The sequence below is a fragment of the Micromonospora rhizosphaerae genome, assembly GCF_900091465.1.
Taxonomy (GTDB): domain Bacteria; phylum Actinomycetota; class Actinomycetes; order Mycobacteriales; family Micromonosporaceae; genus Micromonospora; species Micromonospora rhizosphaerae.
Genome location: NZ_FMHV01000002.1, coordinates 1,304,318 through 1,320,148 on the forward strand (window position 1 = coordinate 1,304,318; position 15,831 = coordinate 1,320,148).

11 protein-coding genes are annotated in these 15,831 nt (G+C 73.4%); 9 read left to right on the plus strand and 2 right to left on the minus strand.

Features of this window, described 5'->3' with window-relative positions:
• Positions 1–81 precede the first annotated feature (81 nt).
• The 5 genes from GA0070624_RS06340 to GA0070624_RS06360 all read left to right on the plus strand — a co-directional run bounded on the left by GA0070624_RS06340 (position 82) and on the right by GA0070624_RS06360 (position 8,326).
• Positions 82–2,442 carry a sodium-translocating pyrophosphatase gene (locus tag GA0070624_RS06340; RefSeq protein ID WP_091337484.1) on the plus strand — a complete coding sequence of 787 codons (2,361 nt, stop codon included), beginning with the start codon at positions 82–84 and terminating at the stop codon, positions 2,440–2,442.
• 122 nt (positions 2,443–2,564) lie between these two features.
• Positions 2,565–3,104, plus strand: a complete 540-nt coding sequence (locus GA0070624_RS06345) for a hypothetical protein (RefSeq protein ID WP_091337487.1) — start codon at positions 2,565–2,567, stop codon at positions 3,102–3,104.
• The gene (locus tag GA0070624_RS06350; RefSeq protein WP_091337489.1) at positions 3,095–3,706 is read left to right on the plus strand and encodes a hypothetical protein; all 612 of its coding nucleotides are present in this window, start codon (positions 3,095–3,097) and stop codon (positions 3,704–3,706) included. The genes GA0070624_RS06345 and GA0070624_RS06350 overlap by 10 nt, the downstream gene beginning before the upstream one ends.
• A gap of 394 nt (positions 3,707–4,100) precedes the next feature.
• A complete protein-coding gene (gene topA, locus GA0070624_RS06355; RefSeq protein ID WP_091337491.1) occupies positions 4,101–6,938 on the plus strand; it encodes a type I DNA topoisomerase in 2,838 nt (945 codons plus the stop codon).
• Positions 6,939–7,099: 161 nt separating this feature from the next.
• The gene (locus tag GA0070624_RS06360; RefSeq protein ID WP_091337493.1) at positions 7,100–8,326 is read left to right on the plus strand and encodes a CapA family protein; all 1,227 of its coding nucleotides are present in this window, start codon (positions 7,100–7,102) and stop codon (positions 8,324–8,326) included.
• Here the strand turns inward: GA0070624_RS06360 and GA0070624_RS06365 are convergent.
• Positions 8,302–9,633 (minus strand): D-arabinono-1,4-lactone oxidase, encoded by a 1,332-nt coding sequence (locus tag GA0070624_RS06365; RefSeq protein WP_091337495.1) that lies wholly within the window; start codon positions 9,631–9,633, stop codon positions 8,302–8,304. The genes GA0070624_RS06360 and GA0070624_RS06365 overlap by 25 nt on opposite strands.
• A gap of 226 nt (positions 9,634–9,859) precedes the next feature.
• On the opposite strand from GA0070624_RS06365, the gene GA0070624_RS06370 reads away from it, so the two are divergent.
• A complete protein-coding gene (locus GA0070624_RS06370) occupies positions 9,860–10,435 on the plus strand; it encodes a TetR/AcrR family transcriptional regulator (protein WP_091337498.1) in 576 nt (191 codons plus the stop codon).
• Positions 10,436–10,475: 40 nt separating this feature from the next.
• Here GA0070624_RS06370 and GA0070624_RS06375 read toward each other — a convergent pair whose 3' ends face one another.
• On the minus strand, positions 10,476–11,684 hold the full coding sequence (locus GA0070624_RS06375; RefSeq protein ID WP_091337500.1) for an amino acid deaminase/aldolase: 1,209 nt from the start codon (positions 11,682–11,684) through the stop codon (positions 10,476–10,478).
• A gap of 149 nt (positions 11,685–11,833) precedes the next feature.
• Between GA0070624_RS06375 and tmk the strand changes: the two genes are divergently transcribed.
• The 3 genes from tmk to GA0070624_RS06390 all read left to right on the plus strand — a co-directional run bounded on the left by tmk (position 11,834) and on the right by GA0070624_RS06390 (position 15,831).
• A complete protein-coding gene (gene tmk / locus GA0070624_RS06380) occupies positions 11,834–14,056 on the plus strand; it encodes a dTMP kinase (RefSeq protein WP_141714940.1) in 2,223 nt (740 codons plus the stop codon).
• A complete protein-coding gene (locus GA0070624_RS06385) occupies positions 14,056–15,375 on the plus strand; it encodes a DNA polymerase III subunit delta' (protein WP_091337501.1) in 1,320 nt (439 codons plus the stop codon). Before tmk ends, GA0070624_RS06385 begins: the two co-directional genes overlap by 1 nt.
• A gap of 126 nt (positions 15,376–15,501) precedes the next feature.
• On the plus strand, positions 15,502–15,831 hold the full coding sequence (locus tag GA0070624_RS06390; protein WP_091337503.1) for a YbaB/EbfC family nucleoid-associated protein: 330 nt from the start codon (positions 15,502–15,504) through the stop codon (positions 15,829–15,831).

Sequence of the window (15,831 nt, forward strand, 5' to 3'; positions counted from 1 at the left end):
GCGCGCTGGCGAGTCCGCATCCAGGCGTCGGCCCGTGCGTCTCCACGGACCGGCGCGAGTGTTCGGTACAGGAGGACATAGATGTCCGGGACCTTGGCCGCCGACGGCGGCGCACTGTCCCTTTCCGGAGGAAACCTGACGTACGTCGTCATCGCCGCGGTCATCGCGCTGGTGGCGCTCGTCTTCGCCGCCGCCTTGACCAAGGCCGTGCTGGCAGCCGGTAAGGGCACCACCAACATGCAGGAGATCTCCGGGGCCGTGCAGGAGGGCGCGTCGGCGTACCTGCTCCGGCAGTTCCGGACCCTGGCGATCTTCGTCGTCATCGCCGTCGTGCTGCTGTTCCTGCTGCCGGTGCACGACACCGACGGCAGCGAGACCCTGGTGAAGATCGGCCGGTCGGCCTTCTTCGTGGTGGGCGCCGGGTTCAGCGCGTTCATCGGCGGCGCCGGCATGTGGCTGGCCACCCGCGCCAACCTGCGGGTCGCCGCGGCGGCCCGGGAGCGCGAGGGCGGCCGCGAGGGCGCCATGAAGATCGCCTTCCGGACCGGCGGCGTGGTCGGCTTCCTCACCGTCGGCCTCGGCCTCTTCGGCGCGGCGCTGGTCGTCATGCTCTACAAGGGCGACGCCCCGACCGTGCTGGAGGGCTTCGGCTTCGGCGCCGCGCTGCTCGCCATGTTCATGCGGGTCGGCGGCGGCATCTTCACCAAGGCCGCCGACGTCGGCGCCGACCTGGTCGGCAAGGTCGAGCAGGGCATCCCGGAGGACGACCCGCGCAACGCCGCCACCATCGCCGACAACGTGGGCGACAACGTCGGCGACTGCGCCGGCATGGCCGCCGACCTCTTCGAGTCGTACGCGGTCACCCTGGTCGCCGCGCTGATCCTGGGCCGCGCCGCGTTCGGCGAGACCGGTCTGGTCTTCCCGCTGATCATCTCCACCATCGGGGTGCTCGTCGCGATCGTCGGCGTCTTCATCACCCGGCTGCGCGCCTCCGACCGCAACGGCCTGACCGCCATCAACCGGGCCTTCTTCCTCTCCGCGCTGATCTCCGCGGTGCTGGTGGCGATCGCGGCCTTCGCCTACCTCCCGGCGACCTTCGCCGAGCTGGAGGGCGGGCTGACCGGCATCGACCGCAACCCGCGGCTGGTGGCCATCGGCGCGGTGCTGATCGGCATCGTGCTGGCCGCCGCGATCCAGGCGCTGACCGGCTACTTCACCGAGACCAACCGGCGCCCGGTGCAGGACATCGGCAAGAGCTCGCAGACCGGGCCGGCCACGGTCATCCTCGCCGGCATCAGCGTCGGCCTGGAGTCGGCGGTCTACTCGGCGCTGCTGATCGGGGCCGGCGTCTTCGGGGCGTTCCTGCTCGGCGGCAGCTCCATCACGCTCTCGCTCTTCGCGGTCGCGCTGGCCGGCACCGGCCTGCTCACCACCGTCGGCGTGATCGTCGCGATGGACACCTTCGGCCCGATCTCCGACAACGCCCAGGGCGTGGCGGAGATGTCCGGCGACATCGACGAGCACGGCGCGCGGACGCTGACCGAGCTGGACGCGGTCGGCAACACCACCAAGGCGATCACCAAGGGCATCGCGATCGCCACCGCGGTCCTCGCCGCGACCGCGCTGTTCGGCTCGTACACCGACACGCTGAAGAACGCGTACGGCGACGCGAAGGTGCAGAACGTCGAGGCCGCGATCGCCGACCTGCTGAACGTGGCGAACCCGCGCAACCTGGTCGGCCTGATCGTCGGCGCGGCGGTGGTCTTCCTCTTCTCCGGCCTGGCCATCAACGCGGTCTCCCGCTCGGCCGGCGCGGTCGTGATGGAGGTCCGCCGGCAGTTCCGCGAGCTGCCCGGGATCATGGACCGCACCCAGCGCCCGGAGTACGGCAAGGTCGTCGACATCTGCACCCGGGATGCGCAGCGCGAGCTGATGACCCCCGGTCTGCTGGCCATCATGGCGCCGATCGCGGTGGGCTTCGGCCTCGGCCCCGGTGCGCTGGCGTCCTACCTGGCCGGTGCGATCGGGGCGGGCACCCTGATGGCGGTCTTCCTGGCCAACTCCGGTGGCGCCTGGGACAACGCCAAGAAGATGGTCGAGGACGGCGCGTTCGGCGGCAAGGGCTCGGAGTCGCACGCCGCGACCGTCATCGGTGACACCGTCGGCGACCCGTTCAAGGACACCGCCGGCCCGGCGATCAACCCGCTGATCAAGGTGATGAACCTGGTCTCGCTGCTGATCGCGCCGGCCGTGGTGGCCTGGAGCGTGGGCGACGACCAGAACACCGGCCTGCGGGTGACGATCGCGATCGTCGCCGCGCTGGTCATCGTGGCGGCGGTGGTGTTCAGCAAGCGCAAGGGTGTCGCCATGTCGGACTCCGGCGCCGGCACCGGCGCGGGCAGCCCCGAGGAGGAGGAGCGCCCGGAGCCGGTCACGGCCTGAGCGCGCCTGAACTGGCAGCGGTTCCCGGTCGGCACGCGCCGGCCGGGAACCGTGCCGTCCGGGGCCTGTCCGGCGAAACCTGACCGGTGGCACTTCCACCGGAAGGCCGTACGCTGCTTCGCATGCGTACGCGCCGGGCGGCAACCGCCGGAAAGCTCACGGTGGTCCTGGCCACGCTGGTCCTCGTGGTCGCCGGCTGCGGCGGTCCCAGCCCCCGGGCCTGGGCCGCGTCGGTCTGCGAGGCGCTCGCCCCGTGGCGGGCGGAGATCAACAAGCTGACCAGCAGCACCCAGCAGCAGATGACCGCGCAGACCACCCCTGCGCAGGCGAAGGAGAACCTGGTCCGGCTCTTCGCCGGCGCGGAGCAGGCCAGCGAGACCGCCCGGCGCGAGGTGGAGGAGGCCGGCGTGCCGGAGACCGACCACGGCGAGGAAATCTCCGCCGGCTTCCGGGCCTCGCTGAGCAAGGTCCGAGACGCCTACGGGCAGGCCCGGGACACCATCGACGGGCTGGACACCGGTCAGGCCACTGCCTTCTACGACGGGGTCCGGGCCGCCGTGGACACCCTCAACAAGGAGTACGACGCGAGCGCGCTGGACACCAGCAGGCTCAACTCGGAAGAGCTCAAACAGGCCTTCGACGAGGTCCCGGAGTGTCGCTGACGCCCCCTTCCCCCGACCCGGTCCGTCAGCTCTCGCTGTTCGGCACCGAGGCGGCCGACCCGTCCCTGGCGGACCTTGCCGGCCTGCTGGCCGGGCCGGGAGAGGTGGTCCGGATGGGCGGCACGGCCCGGCTGTCGGTGGTGGTGGACGCGGCGTGGCGGGTGCACGTGCTGGTGGCCGAGCTGGCCGCCCGGGGCGTGGCGGCGAGCTGGGAGCCGACCGAGGACGGGCGGCATCTGGTCCGCACCGCGTACGCCAGCACCCTGGCCCCGCTCGCGGTGGCCTGGCTGCGCGGCACGGCGAAGCGGCCGCCGCCCGCGTTCCACCTCAACGGGCGCCGGCTGCGGCTCTGGCTCGCCGCCGCCGGGGCCGCCGACCCACCCGGCTTCCTGCTCCGGCTCGGCGCGACGGACCAGCCCTGCTGGGCGCAGGTCAGGGCGGCGTTGGCCGCGGTCGGCCTGCCCGGGGCGCTCCTCGATCCGGAGGCGGGCGGGCCGGCGTACCGGATCATCGGCCGGCGGCGGCTGGCCCGGCTGGCCGAGCTGGTGGGTGACCGGCCACCCGCCGCGCCCGCCACCGACTGGCCCGGCACCCCCGCCTGAGCGCCCCGGCGCACCCGGCCCGGCACCCCCGCCTGAGCGCCCCGCGCGCGACTGGCCCGGCACTCCCGCGACGGCCCCGGGGCAACCCCCGCCGGCTGTCCGATCCTGGACACGCGGTCCGGCGGTTTGGGCGGGAAAACGGCCGGGTGTCCCCTCGGCCGAGGGTTTGCGATCGTCACAGTGGCCCGCTCGGCGCCCTACCCACGGTGTACGGTGGCGCCGTCCGGCGGGAGATCCGCGCGGGCCGGCCGGTGGTCGCCACAACTGATCGGTTTGCCGCCCCCGAAACCCGAAACGCGGGCGGCGCGTTACGTTGGACATCCGGATCGGCGGGTCCGGCGGGTGCAACGCGGCCTGAAACGGGCATGTAGCAGGAGTGAGGTCGGAGAGAGACGTGCCGAGCAATGCTGGAACCACCCGTCTGGTCATCGTCGAGTCACCGGCGAAGGCCAAGACGATCTCGGGCTACCTCGGCCCGGGGTACGTCGTGGAGGCAAGCTTCGGCCACGTCCGGGACCTCCCGCGCAACGCGGCCGAGGTGCCCCAGGGATATGAGGACAAGCCGTGGGCCCGGCTCGGCGTGGACGTCGACCACGGCTTCGCCCCGCTCTACGTGGTCAGCCCCGACCGGAAGAAGCAGATCACCAAGCTGAAGTCGCTGGCCAAGGAGGTGGACGAGATCTTCCTCGCCACCGACGAGGACCGCGAGGGCGAGGCGATCGCCTGGCACCTGGTGGAGACGCTCAAGCCCAAGGTGCCGGTCCGGCGGATGGTCTTCCACGAGATCACCAAGCCGGCGATCCAGGCGGCGGTCGCCAACCCCCGGGAGATCGACCAGGACCTGGTGGACGCCCAGGAGGCCCGGCGCATCCTGGACCGGCTCTACGGCTACGAGGTCTCCCCGGTGCTGTGGCGCAAGGTCCGCAGCGGGCTGTCGGCGGGTCGGGTGCAGTCCGTGGCGACCCGGATCGTGGTCGAGCGGGAGCGGCAGCGGATGGCCTTCCGCACCGCCGAGTACTGGGACATCCTGGCCACGCTGGCGGTGGCCAACCGCGGCGAGGGGCCGCGCAACTTCAACGCGACGCTGGTCGCGGTGAACGGCGACCGGATCGCCACCGGCAAGGACTTCGAGCCGACCACGGGTCGGGTGAAGGCCGGCGCCGGCGTGGTGCACCTCGACGAGGGCGGGGCGCGCGGGCTCGCCGCCCGGCTGGAGGGGCGACCCTTCACCGTCACCCGGGTCGAGGAGAAGCCCTACCGCCGTCGCCCGTACGCGCCGTTCATCACCTCCACGCTCCAGCAGGAGGCGGCCCGCAAGCTGCGGTTCTCGTCCCAGCAGACGATGCGCACCGCGCAGCGCCTCTACGAGAGCGGCTACATCACCTACATGCGTACCGACTCGGTGAACCTGTCGGAGACCGCCATCGCGGCGGCCCGTCGGCAGATCATCGAGCTGTACGGCGAGCGCTGTGTGCCGCCGGAGCCGCGCCGCTACACCGGCAAGGTGAAGAACGCGCAGGAGGCGCACGAGGCGATCCGTCCGGCGGGGGACAACTTCCGCACCCCGGGCGAGGTGGCCAAGGAGCTGTCGGCCGAGGAGTTCAAGCTCTACGAGCTGATCTGGCGGCGGACCATCGCCTCGCAGATGACCGACGCGGTCGGCTCCAGCGTCTCGGTCCGCATCCGCGCGGTCTCCTCCGCGCAGGAGGAGGCCGACTTCGGCGCGACCGGTAAGACCATCACCGACCCGGGCTTCCTGCGGGCGTACGTCGAGTCGAGCGACGACGAGAACGCCGAGGCCGAGGATGCCGAGCGCCGGCTGCCCACGCTGGTCAAGGACCAGCCGCTGACCGCCGAGGAGCTGGCCGCGCAGGGCCACCACACCCAGCCCCCGTCCCGCTACACCGAGGCGTCGCTGGTCAAGGCCCTGGAGGAGCTGGGCATCGGCCGCCCCTCGACGTACGCGTCGATCATGCAGACCATCCAGGACCGCGGGTACGTCTTCAAGCGCGGCCAGGCGATGATCCCGTCGTTCCTGGCGTTCGCGGTGATCGGGCTGATGGAGCGGCACTACCCGCGCCTGATCGACTACGACTTCACCGCCAGCATGGAGAACGAACTGGACGAGATCGCCGGCGGTGAGCACGCGGCGACCGACTTCCTCACCTCGTTCTACTTCGGCAGCGCCAACGGCGCCGGCGACCGGACCATCGCCCGCTCCGGGGGGCTGAAGAAGCTGGTCACCGAGAACCTCAGCGAGATCGACGCCCGCAGCGTCAACTCGATCCCGCTCTTCACCGACGACGAGGGGCGCGAGGTCGTCGTCCGGGTCGGCCGGTTCGGGCCGTATCTTCAGCGGACCGTGCCGGGCGAGCAGCCGGCCCCGAAGGCCGAGGGCGAGGAGGGCGGCGCCCCGGGCGACCGGGCGCCGATCCCCGAGGGGCTGGCGCCCGACGAGCTGACCCCGGAGAAGGTGCACGAGCTGTTCCTCGGTGGCGGGGGCGAGCGCAAGCTCGGCGACGACCCGGCGACCGGCGAGCCGATCGTGCTCAAGTCCGGCCGGTTCGGCCCGTACGTGGCCAGCGGGGAGCGGAAGTCCTCGCTGCTGCGCTCGCAGTCGCCCGACTCGCTCACCTTCGAGGAGGCGTTGAAGCTGCTCAGCCTGCCCCGGCTGATCGGCACCGACCCCGAGGGCAACGAGGTCTTCGCCAACAACGGCCGCTACGGCCCGTACGTCAAGCGTGGTGACGAGTTCCGCTCGCTGGACTCGGAAGAGAAGATGTTCACCGTCACGCTGGACGAGGCGCTGGCCCTGCTGGCCGCCCCGAAGACCCGGCAGCGGCGGGCCGCCGCGCCTCCGCTGCGGGAGATGGGCGCCGACCCCTTGACCGAGAAGCCACTGGTGATCAAGGACGGCCGGTTCGGGCCGTACGTCACCGACGGAGAGACCAACGCGTCCCTGCGCCGGGGGCAGACCCCGGAGGCGTTGAGCCTGGAAGAGGCCTCGGAGATGCTCGCCGAGAAGCGGGCGAAGGGTCCGGCCCCGAAGAAGAAGGCGGCGGCGAAGAAGGCCGCCCCGGCGAAGAAGGCGGCGGCGAAGAAGACCGCGGCGGCCGCCAAGTCAACGGCGGCCAAGAAGACGACGACCGCCAAGGCGACCACGGCGAAGAAGGCCGCGGCCAAGAAGGCGGCCCCGAGGAAGGCCGCCACCGGCAGCGCCGCGGAGGAGTGACCGACCGGGCGGATCCAGAGCCGGGCGGTGACGGGTCGACGGCGGCGCAGGCCGCCGCGGTGCGCGCGGACCGCGGCGGGACGTGCCGCAGCGCGCCCCTAACGGGGTAACTGCGCGTTTCAACCCCCGGTCGGTGGGCGCTGCCCGCCTACCGTGACGGCATGTCCGTATCCGCAGCCTGGCGCCGGCCCCGGGTGCTGCTCGGCGCGGCCGCGACCCTGGTGCTGCTGGCCCTCGCCGCGCTCGGCGCGAAGGCGCTGGGCCCGGCGCCGCCGCCGGAGACCGGCCCGTCACCGGTCCAGCAGCAGACTCTCGCCCCCGGGTCACCCCCCGCGCCCGGTCGGGATCCGGCCGGCCGGCGAGTCCTGCGGCTGGTCGCGGCGGGTGACGTCCTGGTCCATCCGGAGGTCACCGCGCAGGCCCGCCGGGACGCCGTCCGGTCCGGCCGGCCGGGAGGCCTGGACTTCGCTCCGATGTTCGCCGGGGTCGCCCCGGCCGTCAGCCGTGCCGACCTGGCGCTGTGTCATCTGGAGACGCCGCTGGCCGACCCGGCCGGGCCGTTCGCCGGCTATCCGTCGTTCAACGCGCCCCCGCAGGTGCTCGCCGGGGTGCGGTCCGCCGGCTTCGACGGCTGCTCGACCGCCTCCAACCACACCCTCGACCAGGGCGCCGACGGGGTGGTCCGGACCATCCGGGCGCTCGACGCGGCCGGGCTCGGCCACACCGGCAGCGCCCGGAGCGCCGCCGAGGCGGGCACCCCCCGGATCTATCAGGTCGCTGGGGTCCGCGTCGCCCACCTGGCGTACAGCCTGAACTTCAACGGGCTGAGCCGTCCGCCCGGCCAGGCGTGGCTGGCCAACCTCATCGACCCGCCCGAGATCCTCGCCGCCGCCCACCGGGCGCGGGCCGCCGGCGCCGACATCGTCGTGCTGAGCATGCACTGGGGTACGGAGTATCGGCACCTGCCCGACGCCGACCAGCAGGCCTGGGCACGGCAGTTGATCTCCTCGCCCGACGTGGACCTCATCCTGGGGCACCACGCCCACGCGGTGCAGCCGTTCCAGCGCTTCGGGGACAAGTGGGTGGTCTTCGGGATGGGCAACGAGCTGGCCCGGCACGCCGAGCCGATCAACGACAACCGCGAGGGGGTGATGGCCCGGGCCACCTTCACCGAGGTGGCGCCCGGCCACTGGACGGTGACCCGGATGGAGGCGCTGCCGACCTGGACCGACCTCTCGCCGGACCTCCGGCTGGTCGACCTGGCGGCGGCGCTGGCCGACCCCGCCACCGCAGCGGGCGCGCGGCGCGACTACCGGGCCGCGTACGAGCGGGTCCTGGGCTACGTGCGGGCCCTCGGTGCGGATCAGGTGGTGACGCCGGGCGGTTGAGCGCCGCCGAGGACCCGGTCGAGGTAGGCGTTGGTGAAGACCCGGTGCGGGTCGAGGCGGTCGCGGACCGCCAGGAAGTCGCCGAACCTCGGGTACGCGGGCGCCAGCGAGGCCGCGTCGCGGTAGTGCAGCTTGCCCCAGTGCGGGCGGCCGCCCAGCTCCGTCGCCACCTCCTCGAAGGCCCGGAAGTACGGCTCGTACGGCATGCCGACGTACTGGTGGATGGCGATGTACGCCGAGTCGCGGCCGTACCCGTGCGAGAGCCAGATGTCGTCGGCGGCGGTGAACCGCACCTCGACCGGGAAGAGCACCTTGAACGGCAGCCCCGCGACGATGCGGCGCAGCGCGGCCAGCGCCTCCGGCAGGGCGGCGCGCGGCAGGGCGTACTCCATCTCCACGAAACGGACCCGCCGCGGCGTGCAGAAGACGGTGTCGGAGCGGCCGGTGTAGGTGCGTTCGGTGAGCGCCCGGGCGGAGACCGCGCTGATGGTCGGGGCCAGCGCCGGGGCGGCCCGGCCGAGCCGGCAGGCGCCGGCGAAAACGGTGTTGGCCAGGAAGTCGTCGTCCAGCCAGCCGCGCCACCGGGGCAGCGGCCGGTCGTCGGCCGGCACCCGGTCGTTCGTCTTGACCTGCACCCGAGTGGTGTAAGGGAACCAGTAGAACTCGACGTGGTCGTGCCCCTCGACCAGTGCCGGCAGGTCGGCCAGCACCGGGTCCAGCGGCGCCGGCCGCTCGTGCGCGCGGAGCACGAAGGCGTCGACGCAGCGCAGTGTGACCTCGACCAGCACCCCGACCGCGCCGATCCCCACCCGGGCGGCGGCGAAGACGTCCCGGTGCTCGTCCGCGGAGCAGCGCAGCACCTCGCCGGTCCCGGTGACCAGGGTCAGCGCGGTGACGAAGGTGGAGAGGCAGCCGAGGCGCGCGCCGGTGCCGTGGGTGCCGGTGGAGATCGCGCCGGCGACGGTCTGCGCGTCGATGTCGCCGAGGTTGGGCAGGGCCAGGCCGTGCCCGGCGAGCAGGTTGTTGAGCGCGCGCAGGGTCATCCCCGCGGGCACGGTGACCAGCCGGCGTGCGGCGTCAACGGTGACCCCGGTGTCCAGTTCGGCCAGTTCGATCCGGTGCCCGTCGGTGAGCGCGGCGTCGGTGAACGAATGACCGCTGCCGACCGCCCTGATCCGCCCGCCGGCCGCGGCCGCGGCGCGCACCGCCTCGCTGACCTCGTCGACCGTCCGAGGACGCGACAAGTCGGTTGCGGTAGCGCGTTGGTTGCCGGCCCAGTTGGACCAGGTGACTACCGTACCGGCCATCGGCGCTCCTCAAGATGAATATGAGCCACCTTCATATCAGGATCGTTATGGACGGTAAACACCCAGTTCACGATCTGCTCGTTAGTACCGGTAGTCACGGTTTAGTGACCTGCAGATATGTTGATCGGTCGAAGGGGGGTGGCGCCGAGTGTCCACACCAGCCGCCACAGCCGGACCGCTGCGCCGGGTGCCGGTTCAGGGTCGAAGCGTCGCGCGGGTCCAGCGCATGCTGGACGCGTGTGCCGAGCTCGTCGACGAGGTGGGGTACGAGGGATTGACCACGACCCTGCTCGCCGAGCGCGCCGAGGTGGCGATCGGGTCCGTATATCAGTTCTTCCCGGACAAGCGGGCGATCGTGCAGGCGCTGACCCTGCGCACGATGGAGTCGTATCTCCAGCGGCTGAATGAGCGGTTCGCCTCCGACGACCTGACCCACTGGTGGGACGGCGTCGACGCCGGCATCGACGAGTACATCACCATGCACCGCACCGTCCCGGGGTTCCGCACCCTGCACTTCGGCGACGTGGTCGACCTGCACCTGCTCGACGAGCAGCGGGACAACAACGGCGTGATCGCCGACCAGTTGGCCCGGGTGCTGACCGAACGGTTCGGCATGGCCGACGAGCCGCGCCTGCGGTTCTGCCTGGAGATCGCGGTCGAGGCCGCCGACGCGCTCATCAAGCTCGCCTTCCGGCGGCAGCCCGAGGGCGACGAGCGGGTGCTGGCCGAGGCGAAGGCGCTGATCCGGGAGTACCTGCACCGGCAGGTCGACGCCCGGGCCGAGGCGGGGCAGCCGAGCTGACCAGCCAGGCCGCCCGGGGGGTGCGACCGGGCGGCACGCGTCAGAGGAACGCGCGGCCCTCGCCCCGATAGGTGGGCACGGTCGCCACGACGGCGTCCCCGTCGACCAGGTGCAACTCGTTGACGTGCTCGCAGAGTTCGCCGGCCTTGGCGTGCCGGAACCAGACCCGGTCGCCGACCCGGAGGGTGGCAGCCGCCGCGCCGGCGAGTGGGGTCTGCACCTCGCCCGCGCCCTCGGTGCCGAGCAGCTTCAACCCGGTCGGCAGCCACGGGCGGGGGAGCCGGCCGTCGGCCGCCGGGCCGGAGGCGATCCAGCCGCCGCCGAGCACGGTCGCCAGCCCGGGCGCCGGCCGGCGGACCACCGCACAGGCGAAGAACGCCGCCGGGGTGGGGCGCCAGGCACGGTACGCGTCGAAGAGCGTGGGCCCGTACAGGCCGGATCCCGCGGTGACCTCGGTGACCGCGGGATCTGCGCTGGTCGCGGCCACGCTGCCGGTGCCGCCGCCGTTGACGAACTCCAGGTCGGCGTGTTCGCGTACCGCGGCCACCGCCGCGCCGCGCCGGGCCAGCAGCTCCCGGTACGACCCGCGCTGGGCCAGCCGGATCGCCGTGCCCAGCACCGCCTGCCCGGGCGGCGCGTCGCCCAGGCCGGCGATCTGCGCCTCGTACGCCATCAGGCCGACCAACCGGAAGCCCGGCCGGCCGGCGATGGCGGCGGCGAGGGCGCCGGCCGCCTGGGCGCTGTGCACCGGGGAGCGGCGCACACCGACGTGCACCCGCCCGCGCAGGGGCCGCCAGGAGGCGTCCAGGTCGAGGCAGACGCGCAGCTCCGGGCGGCGTCCGGGGGCGCACACGTCGTCGATCAGGTCGAGCTGCTCGGTGCCGTCCACCATGAGCGTCACGGCGCCCGCGAGCACCGGATCGGCGGCGAGCTCGGCCAGCGCGCCCCGGTCGGCCGTGGGGTACGCCACCAGCACGTCGGCACAGCCGCCGGTGCGGGCCAGCCAGATCGCCTCGGGCAGGGTGAACGCCATCACGCCCCGCCAGCCCGGCCGGTCGAGCGTGCGGGTCAGCAGGTCCCGGCAGCGGACCGACTTGCTGGCCAGCCGGAGCGGCTTGCCGGCCGCCCGGCGGACCAGCGTGGCCGCGTTGGCGTCGAAGGCGGCGAGGTCGACCACGGCGTAGGGCGGGTCCAGGTGGACGGTCGCCCGATCCAGGCGGTCGCGAAGTCTGTCACTTTCGGTGGCCACGTCTGCACGCTAACTGTCTGGGCGCCAATGCGAAATACCCTCGCGTCTGTCCGAGCTGCCGGCGGTGGCGCTGGCGGCCTAGGCTCGGCGAGCAGGGGAATGTCGCGGCCGGGGTGTCTCCCCGCCGGGACTAGAGTGTTCCATCGGGGATGCCCAGCTCTGGGCCGGCACGTGGAGGTACGGCCATCGAAAGCCAGAAGAACGGCGAGTCGTCCGGCGTGTCGTCGGCCGCCAGCCAGGGCGACCGGTCTGGAGCCGCCGCGATCCGCTCCGTGCTGCGCATCCGGCCGTTCCGCCGGCTCTGGATCGTGCTCGGCGCGGCGTCCTTCGGCGACTGGCTGGGCCTGCTCGCCACCTCGGTCTTCGCGGCGGCGCAGGTGCAGGGAAGCACCGCCAAGGGTGCCGCCTTCGGCAGCCTGATCGCGGTCCGGCTGCTGCCGGCGTTGGTGCTCGGCCCACTGGCCGGCGTCTTCGCCGACCGGTTCGACCGGCGCTGGACGATGGTCATCTGCGACCTGCTGCGCTTCCTGCTCTTCGCCTCCATCCCGCTGCTCGCGCTGACCGGGGCCAGCGGCGGGCTGGTGGTCAGCTGGGCCGCCGTCGCCACCTTCCTGATCGAGACGATCACCCTGCTCTGGATCCCGGCCAAGGAGGCCGCGGTCCCGAACCTGATCCCGCGCGCTCGGCTCGAGACCGCCAACCAGCTCACCCTCATCACCACGTACGGCCTCACCCCGGTGCTCGCCGCGATCAGCCTCTCCGTGCTCGACCGCACTGTCCGCGGGCTGACCGACGGCGAGGTGCCCTCGTGGGCCGAGCCGGCCCAGCTCGCGCTCTGGTTCAACTCCGCCTCCCGGCTGGCCACCGCGCTGGTGGTGGCGTTCGGCATCAAGGAGATCAGCCGGGCGCACAAGGGGGAGCGGGAGCGCGCCGAGCAGACCATGCTGCGCGAGTTCACCGAGGGCTGGAAGTTCATCAGGCAGACCCCACTGGTCCGCGGCCTGGTGCTCGGCATCTTCGGCGCGTTCGCCGGCGGCGGCATCGTCATCGGCACGGCCAAGTTCTTCGCCGCCTCGCTGGGCGCCGGTGACGCCGCGTTCTACCTGCTCTTCGGCGCCATCTTCATCGGTCTGGCGATCGGGATCGGGCTCGGCCCGATGATCGTGCGGGAGATGTCCCGGCGCCGCTGGTTCGGCATGAGCATCGTGCTGGCCAGCGCCTCGGTGCTGGTGCTCGCCTTCGCCATCCACCTGTCCATGGCGATGCTCGGCGCGATCCTGGTCGGCGCGGGCGCCGGGATGGCCTTCCTCGCCGGCACCACGCTGCTCGGCGGCGAGGTCGCCGACGAGGTGCGCGGCCGGGTCTTCGCGGTGGTGCAGATCGGCACCCGGCTCGTGCTGATCCTGGCCATCGCGCTGAGCAGTCTCCTGGTCGGCGTCGGCGGCTCGCGCAAGCTGACCATCGCCGACCTCGGCATCTCGGTCTCCTCGACCCGGCTGCTGCTGCTCGCCGCCGGCGCCGCCGGCATCTTCGCCGGGATCAGCGCGTTCGGTCAGATGGACGACAAGAAGGGCGTGCCGGTCCTCGCCGACCTCTGGGGCTCGATCCGGGGTCGTCCGCTGACGCCGGCCGAGCCGTTCGTCTCCAGCGGTCTCTTCGTGGTCTTCGAGGGAGGCGAGGGCGCCGGCAAGTCCACCCAGCTCGCGGCGCTCGCCGAGCGGCTGGGCGAGCAGGGCCGGGACGTGGTGGTGACCCGGGAGCCGGGCGCCACCGCCGTCGGCGAGCGGATCCGTTCGCTGGTGCTGGAGACCGAGGGCGTGGAGGCGCCGTCCCCCCGTGCCGAGGCGCTGCTGTACGCCGCCGACCGGGCGCATCACGTGGCCACCGTGGTCCGGCCGGCGCTGGCCCGGGGCGCGGTGGTGATCAGCGACCGGTACGTCGACTCGTCCCTGGCGTACCAGGGCGCCGGTCGTACGCTGCCGGTGCAGGAGGTCTCCTGGCTCTCCTCGTGGGCCACCGGGGGGCTCAAGCCCGACCTGGTGGTGCTCCTCGATGTCGACCCGCACACCGGCCTGTCCCGGGTCGAGTCCCGCAGCCACGGCGCCGACCGGCTGGAGGCCGAGTCGATCGCCTTCCACGAGCGGGTCCGGTACGCCTTCCTCGACCTCGCCGCCGCCGACCCGAAGCGCTACCTGGTGCTCGACGCGTCCCGCCCGCCCGAGCAGATCGCCGAGGCGGTCGCTCACCGGGTGGAGGAGCTGCTGACCGACCCGGCCGGCATCGTGCACCCCCGCCCGGCCCACGGGCCGGACACCACGGTCCAGCCGGAGTTATCCGACGAGGAGCTGGTGACCATGGAGCACCGCACCTGATGCCGGACGTCTTCGCCGATCTGGTCGGGCAGGACGAGGCGGTCGCGACGCTGCGTCGCGCCGCCGCCTCGGCCGCCGCCCTGCTGCGCGCTTCGGCCGCCGCGATCCCGGCCGGCACCGGCCGACCCGCCACCGGCGACGACGACGAGCTGGACGCGTTCGCGGCGGAGGCCGAGGCCGAGGCCGAGCGCCCGGTCGGCGGCGAGGTTGCGGCCGGGGCCGGGGTGGACCCCGGGGCGGGGATGACCCATGCCTGGATCTTCACCGGGCCGCCCGGCTCCGGCCGGTCCGTGGCGGCGCGCGCCTTCGCCGCCGCGCTCCAGTGCGTGCACGGCACCGGCTGCGGGCAGTGCCCGGGCTGCCACACCACCATGGCCGGCACCCACGCCGACGTGCGGCTGGTGGTGCCGGAGGGGCTCTCCATCGGCGTCAACGAGATGCGCGCCCTGGTGCTCCGGGCGGCCAGCACCCCGTCCGGCGGGCGGTGGCAGATCGTCATCATCGAGGACGCCGACCGGCTCACCGAGGCGGCCGGCAACGCGCTGCTCAAGGCGGTCGAGGAACCGCCGCCGCGGACCGTCTTCCTGCTCTGCGCCCCCTCCACCCACCCGGACGACATCTCGGTCACCATCCGGTCGCGCTGTCGGGTCGTACCGCTGCGGCAGCCGCCGGCCGCCGCGGTGGCCGAGGTGCTGGTCCGCCGGGACGGGATCGCGCCCGACGTGGCGGAATGGGCCGCGGCGGCCGCGCAGGGGCACGTGGGCCGGGCCCGGCGGCTGGCCCGCGACCCGGAGGCCCGGCAGCGCCGCGACGCGGTGCTCGCGGTGCCCCGCCGGCTGACCGGGGTGGGCGCGGCGTTCGACGCCGCCGCCGCGCTGATCGAGGCGGCCGAGGCGGAGGCCGAGGCGTCGGTGGCGGAGGTCGACGCGGCCGAGCGGGCGGCGTTGCAGACCGCGCTCGGCGCGGGTGGCACCGGCCGGGGCGCGGCCGGGGTGATGCGCGGGGCCGCCGGTCAGCTCAAGGACCTGGAGAAGCGGCAGAAGTCGCGGGCCACCCGGGCCCAGCGGGACGCCCTGGATCGGGCCCTGGTCGACCTGGCCGGCTTCTACCGGGACGCGCTCACCATGGCGCTGCGGGCGCCGGTCGCGCCGGTGCACACCGACACCGCCGCGCTCGCCGAGGCGGGCGCGCAGAAGTGGGATGCCGAGGGGGCGCTGCGCCGGCTGGAGGCCGTGCTGGAGTGCCGGACGGCGATCGAGGCGAACGTCAAGCCGCGGATCGCGGTGGAGGCGATGATGCTCGCCCTCTGGAAGGGCTGACTCCGCGGGCGGTTGGCCGCTGTCCACAGGGCATCGACACGCGCGATTGGTGTGCGGTACGGTCCGGTGTGCCGCGGTGACGGTGGCGGCACGCTCAGTGAGGGGTCTGCCGGGAGGAGTCCGCCGATGCCGCACGGGGAGATCGACGAGGCCTGGATCGAGGAGGCGGTGCGGCGCTACCGCCGCATCGAGTCGCTGCAGGCCGAGTTCGATCGGGCGGTGGCGACGGTCGAGGTCACCGTCCGCTCGCCCGACGGGCTGGTGGAGGTGGTGGTGACCGCGGGTGGGCGGATCACCGACGTCCGGTTCCTCGGCCCGCTGCACACCCGCAACCCCCGGGACGTCGCCGGTTCCGTGCAGGCCGCGGTGACCGCCGCGGCCGACGCGGCGCAGTGGGCCCGGGAGAAGCTGCACAACGAGACGTTCGCGGCGTACCGGCCGCTGGCGGGGGCGTGA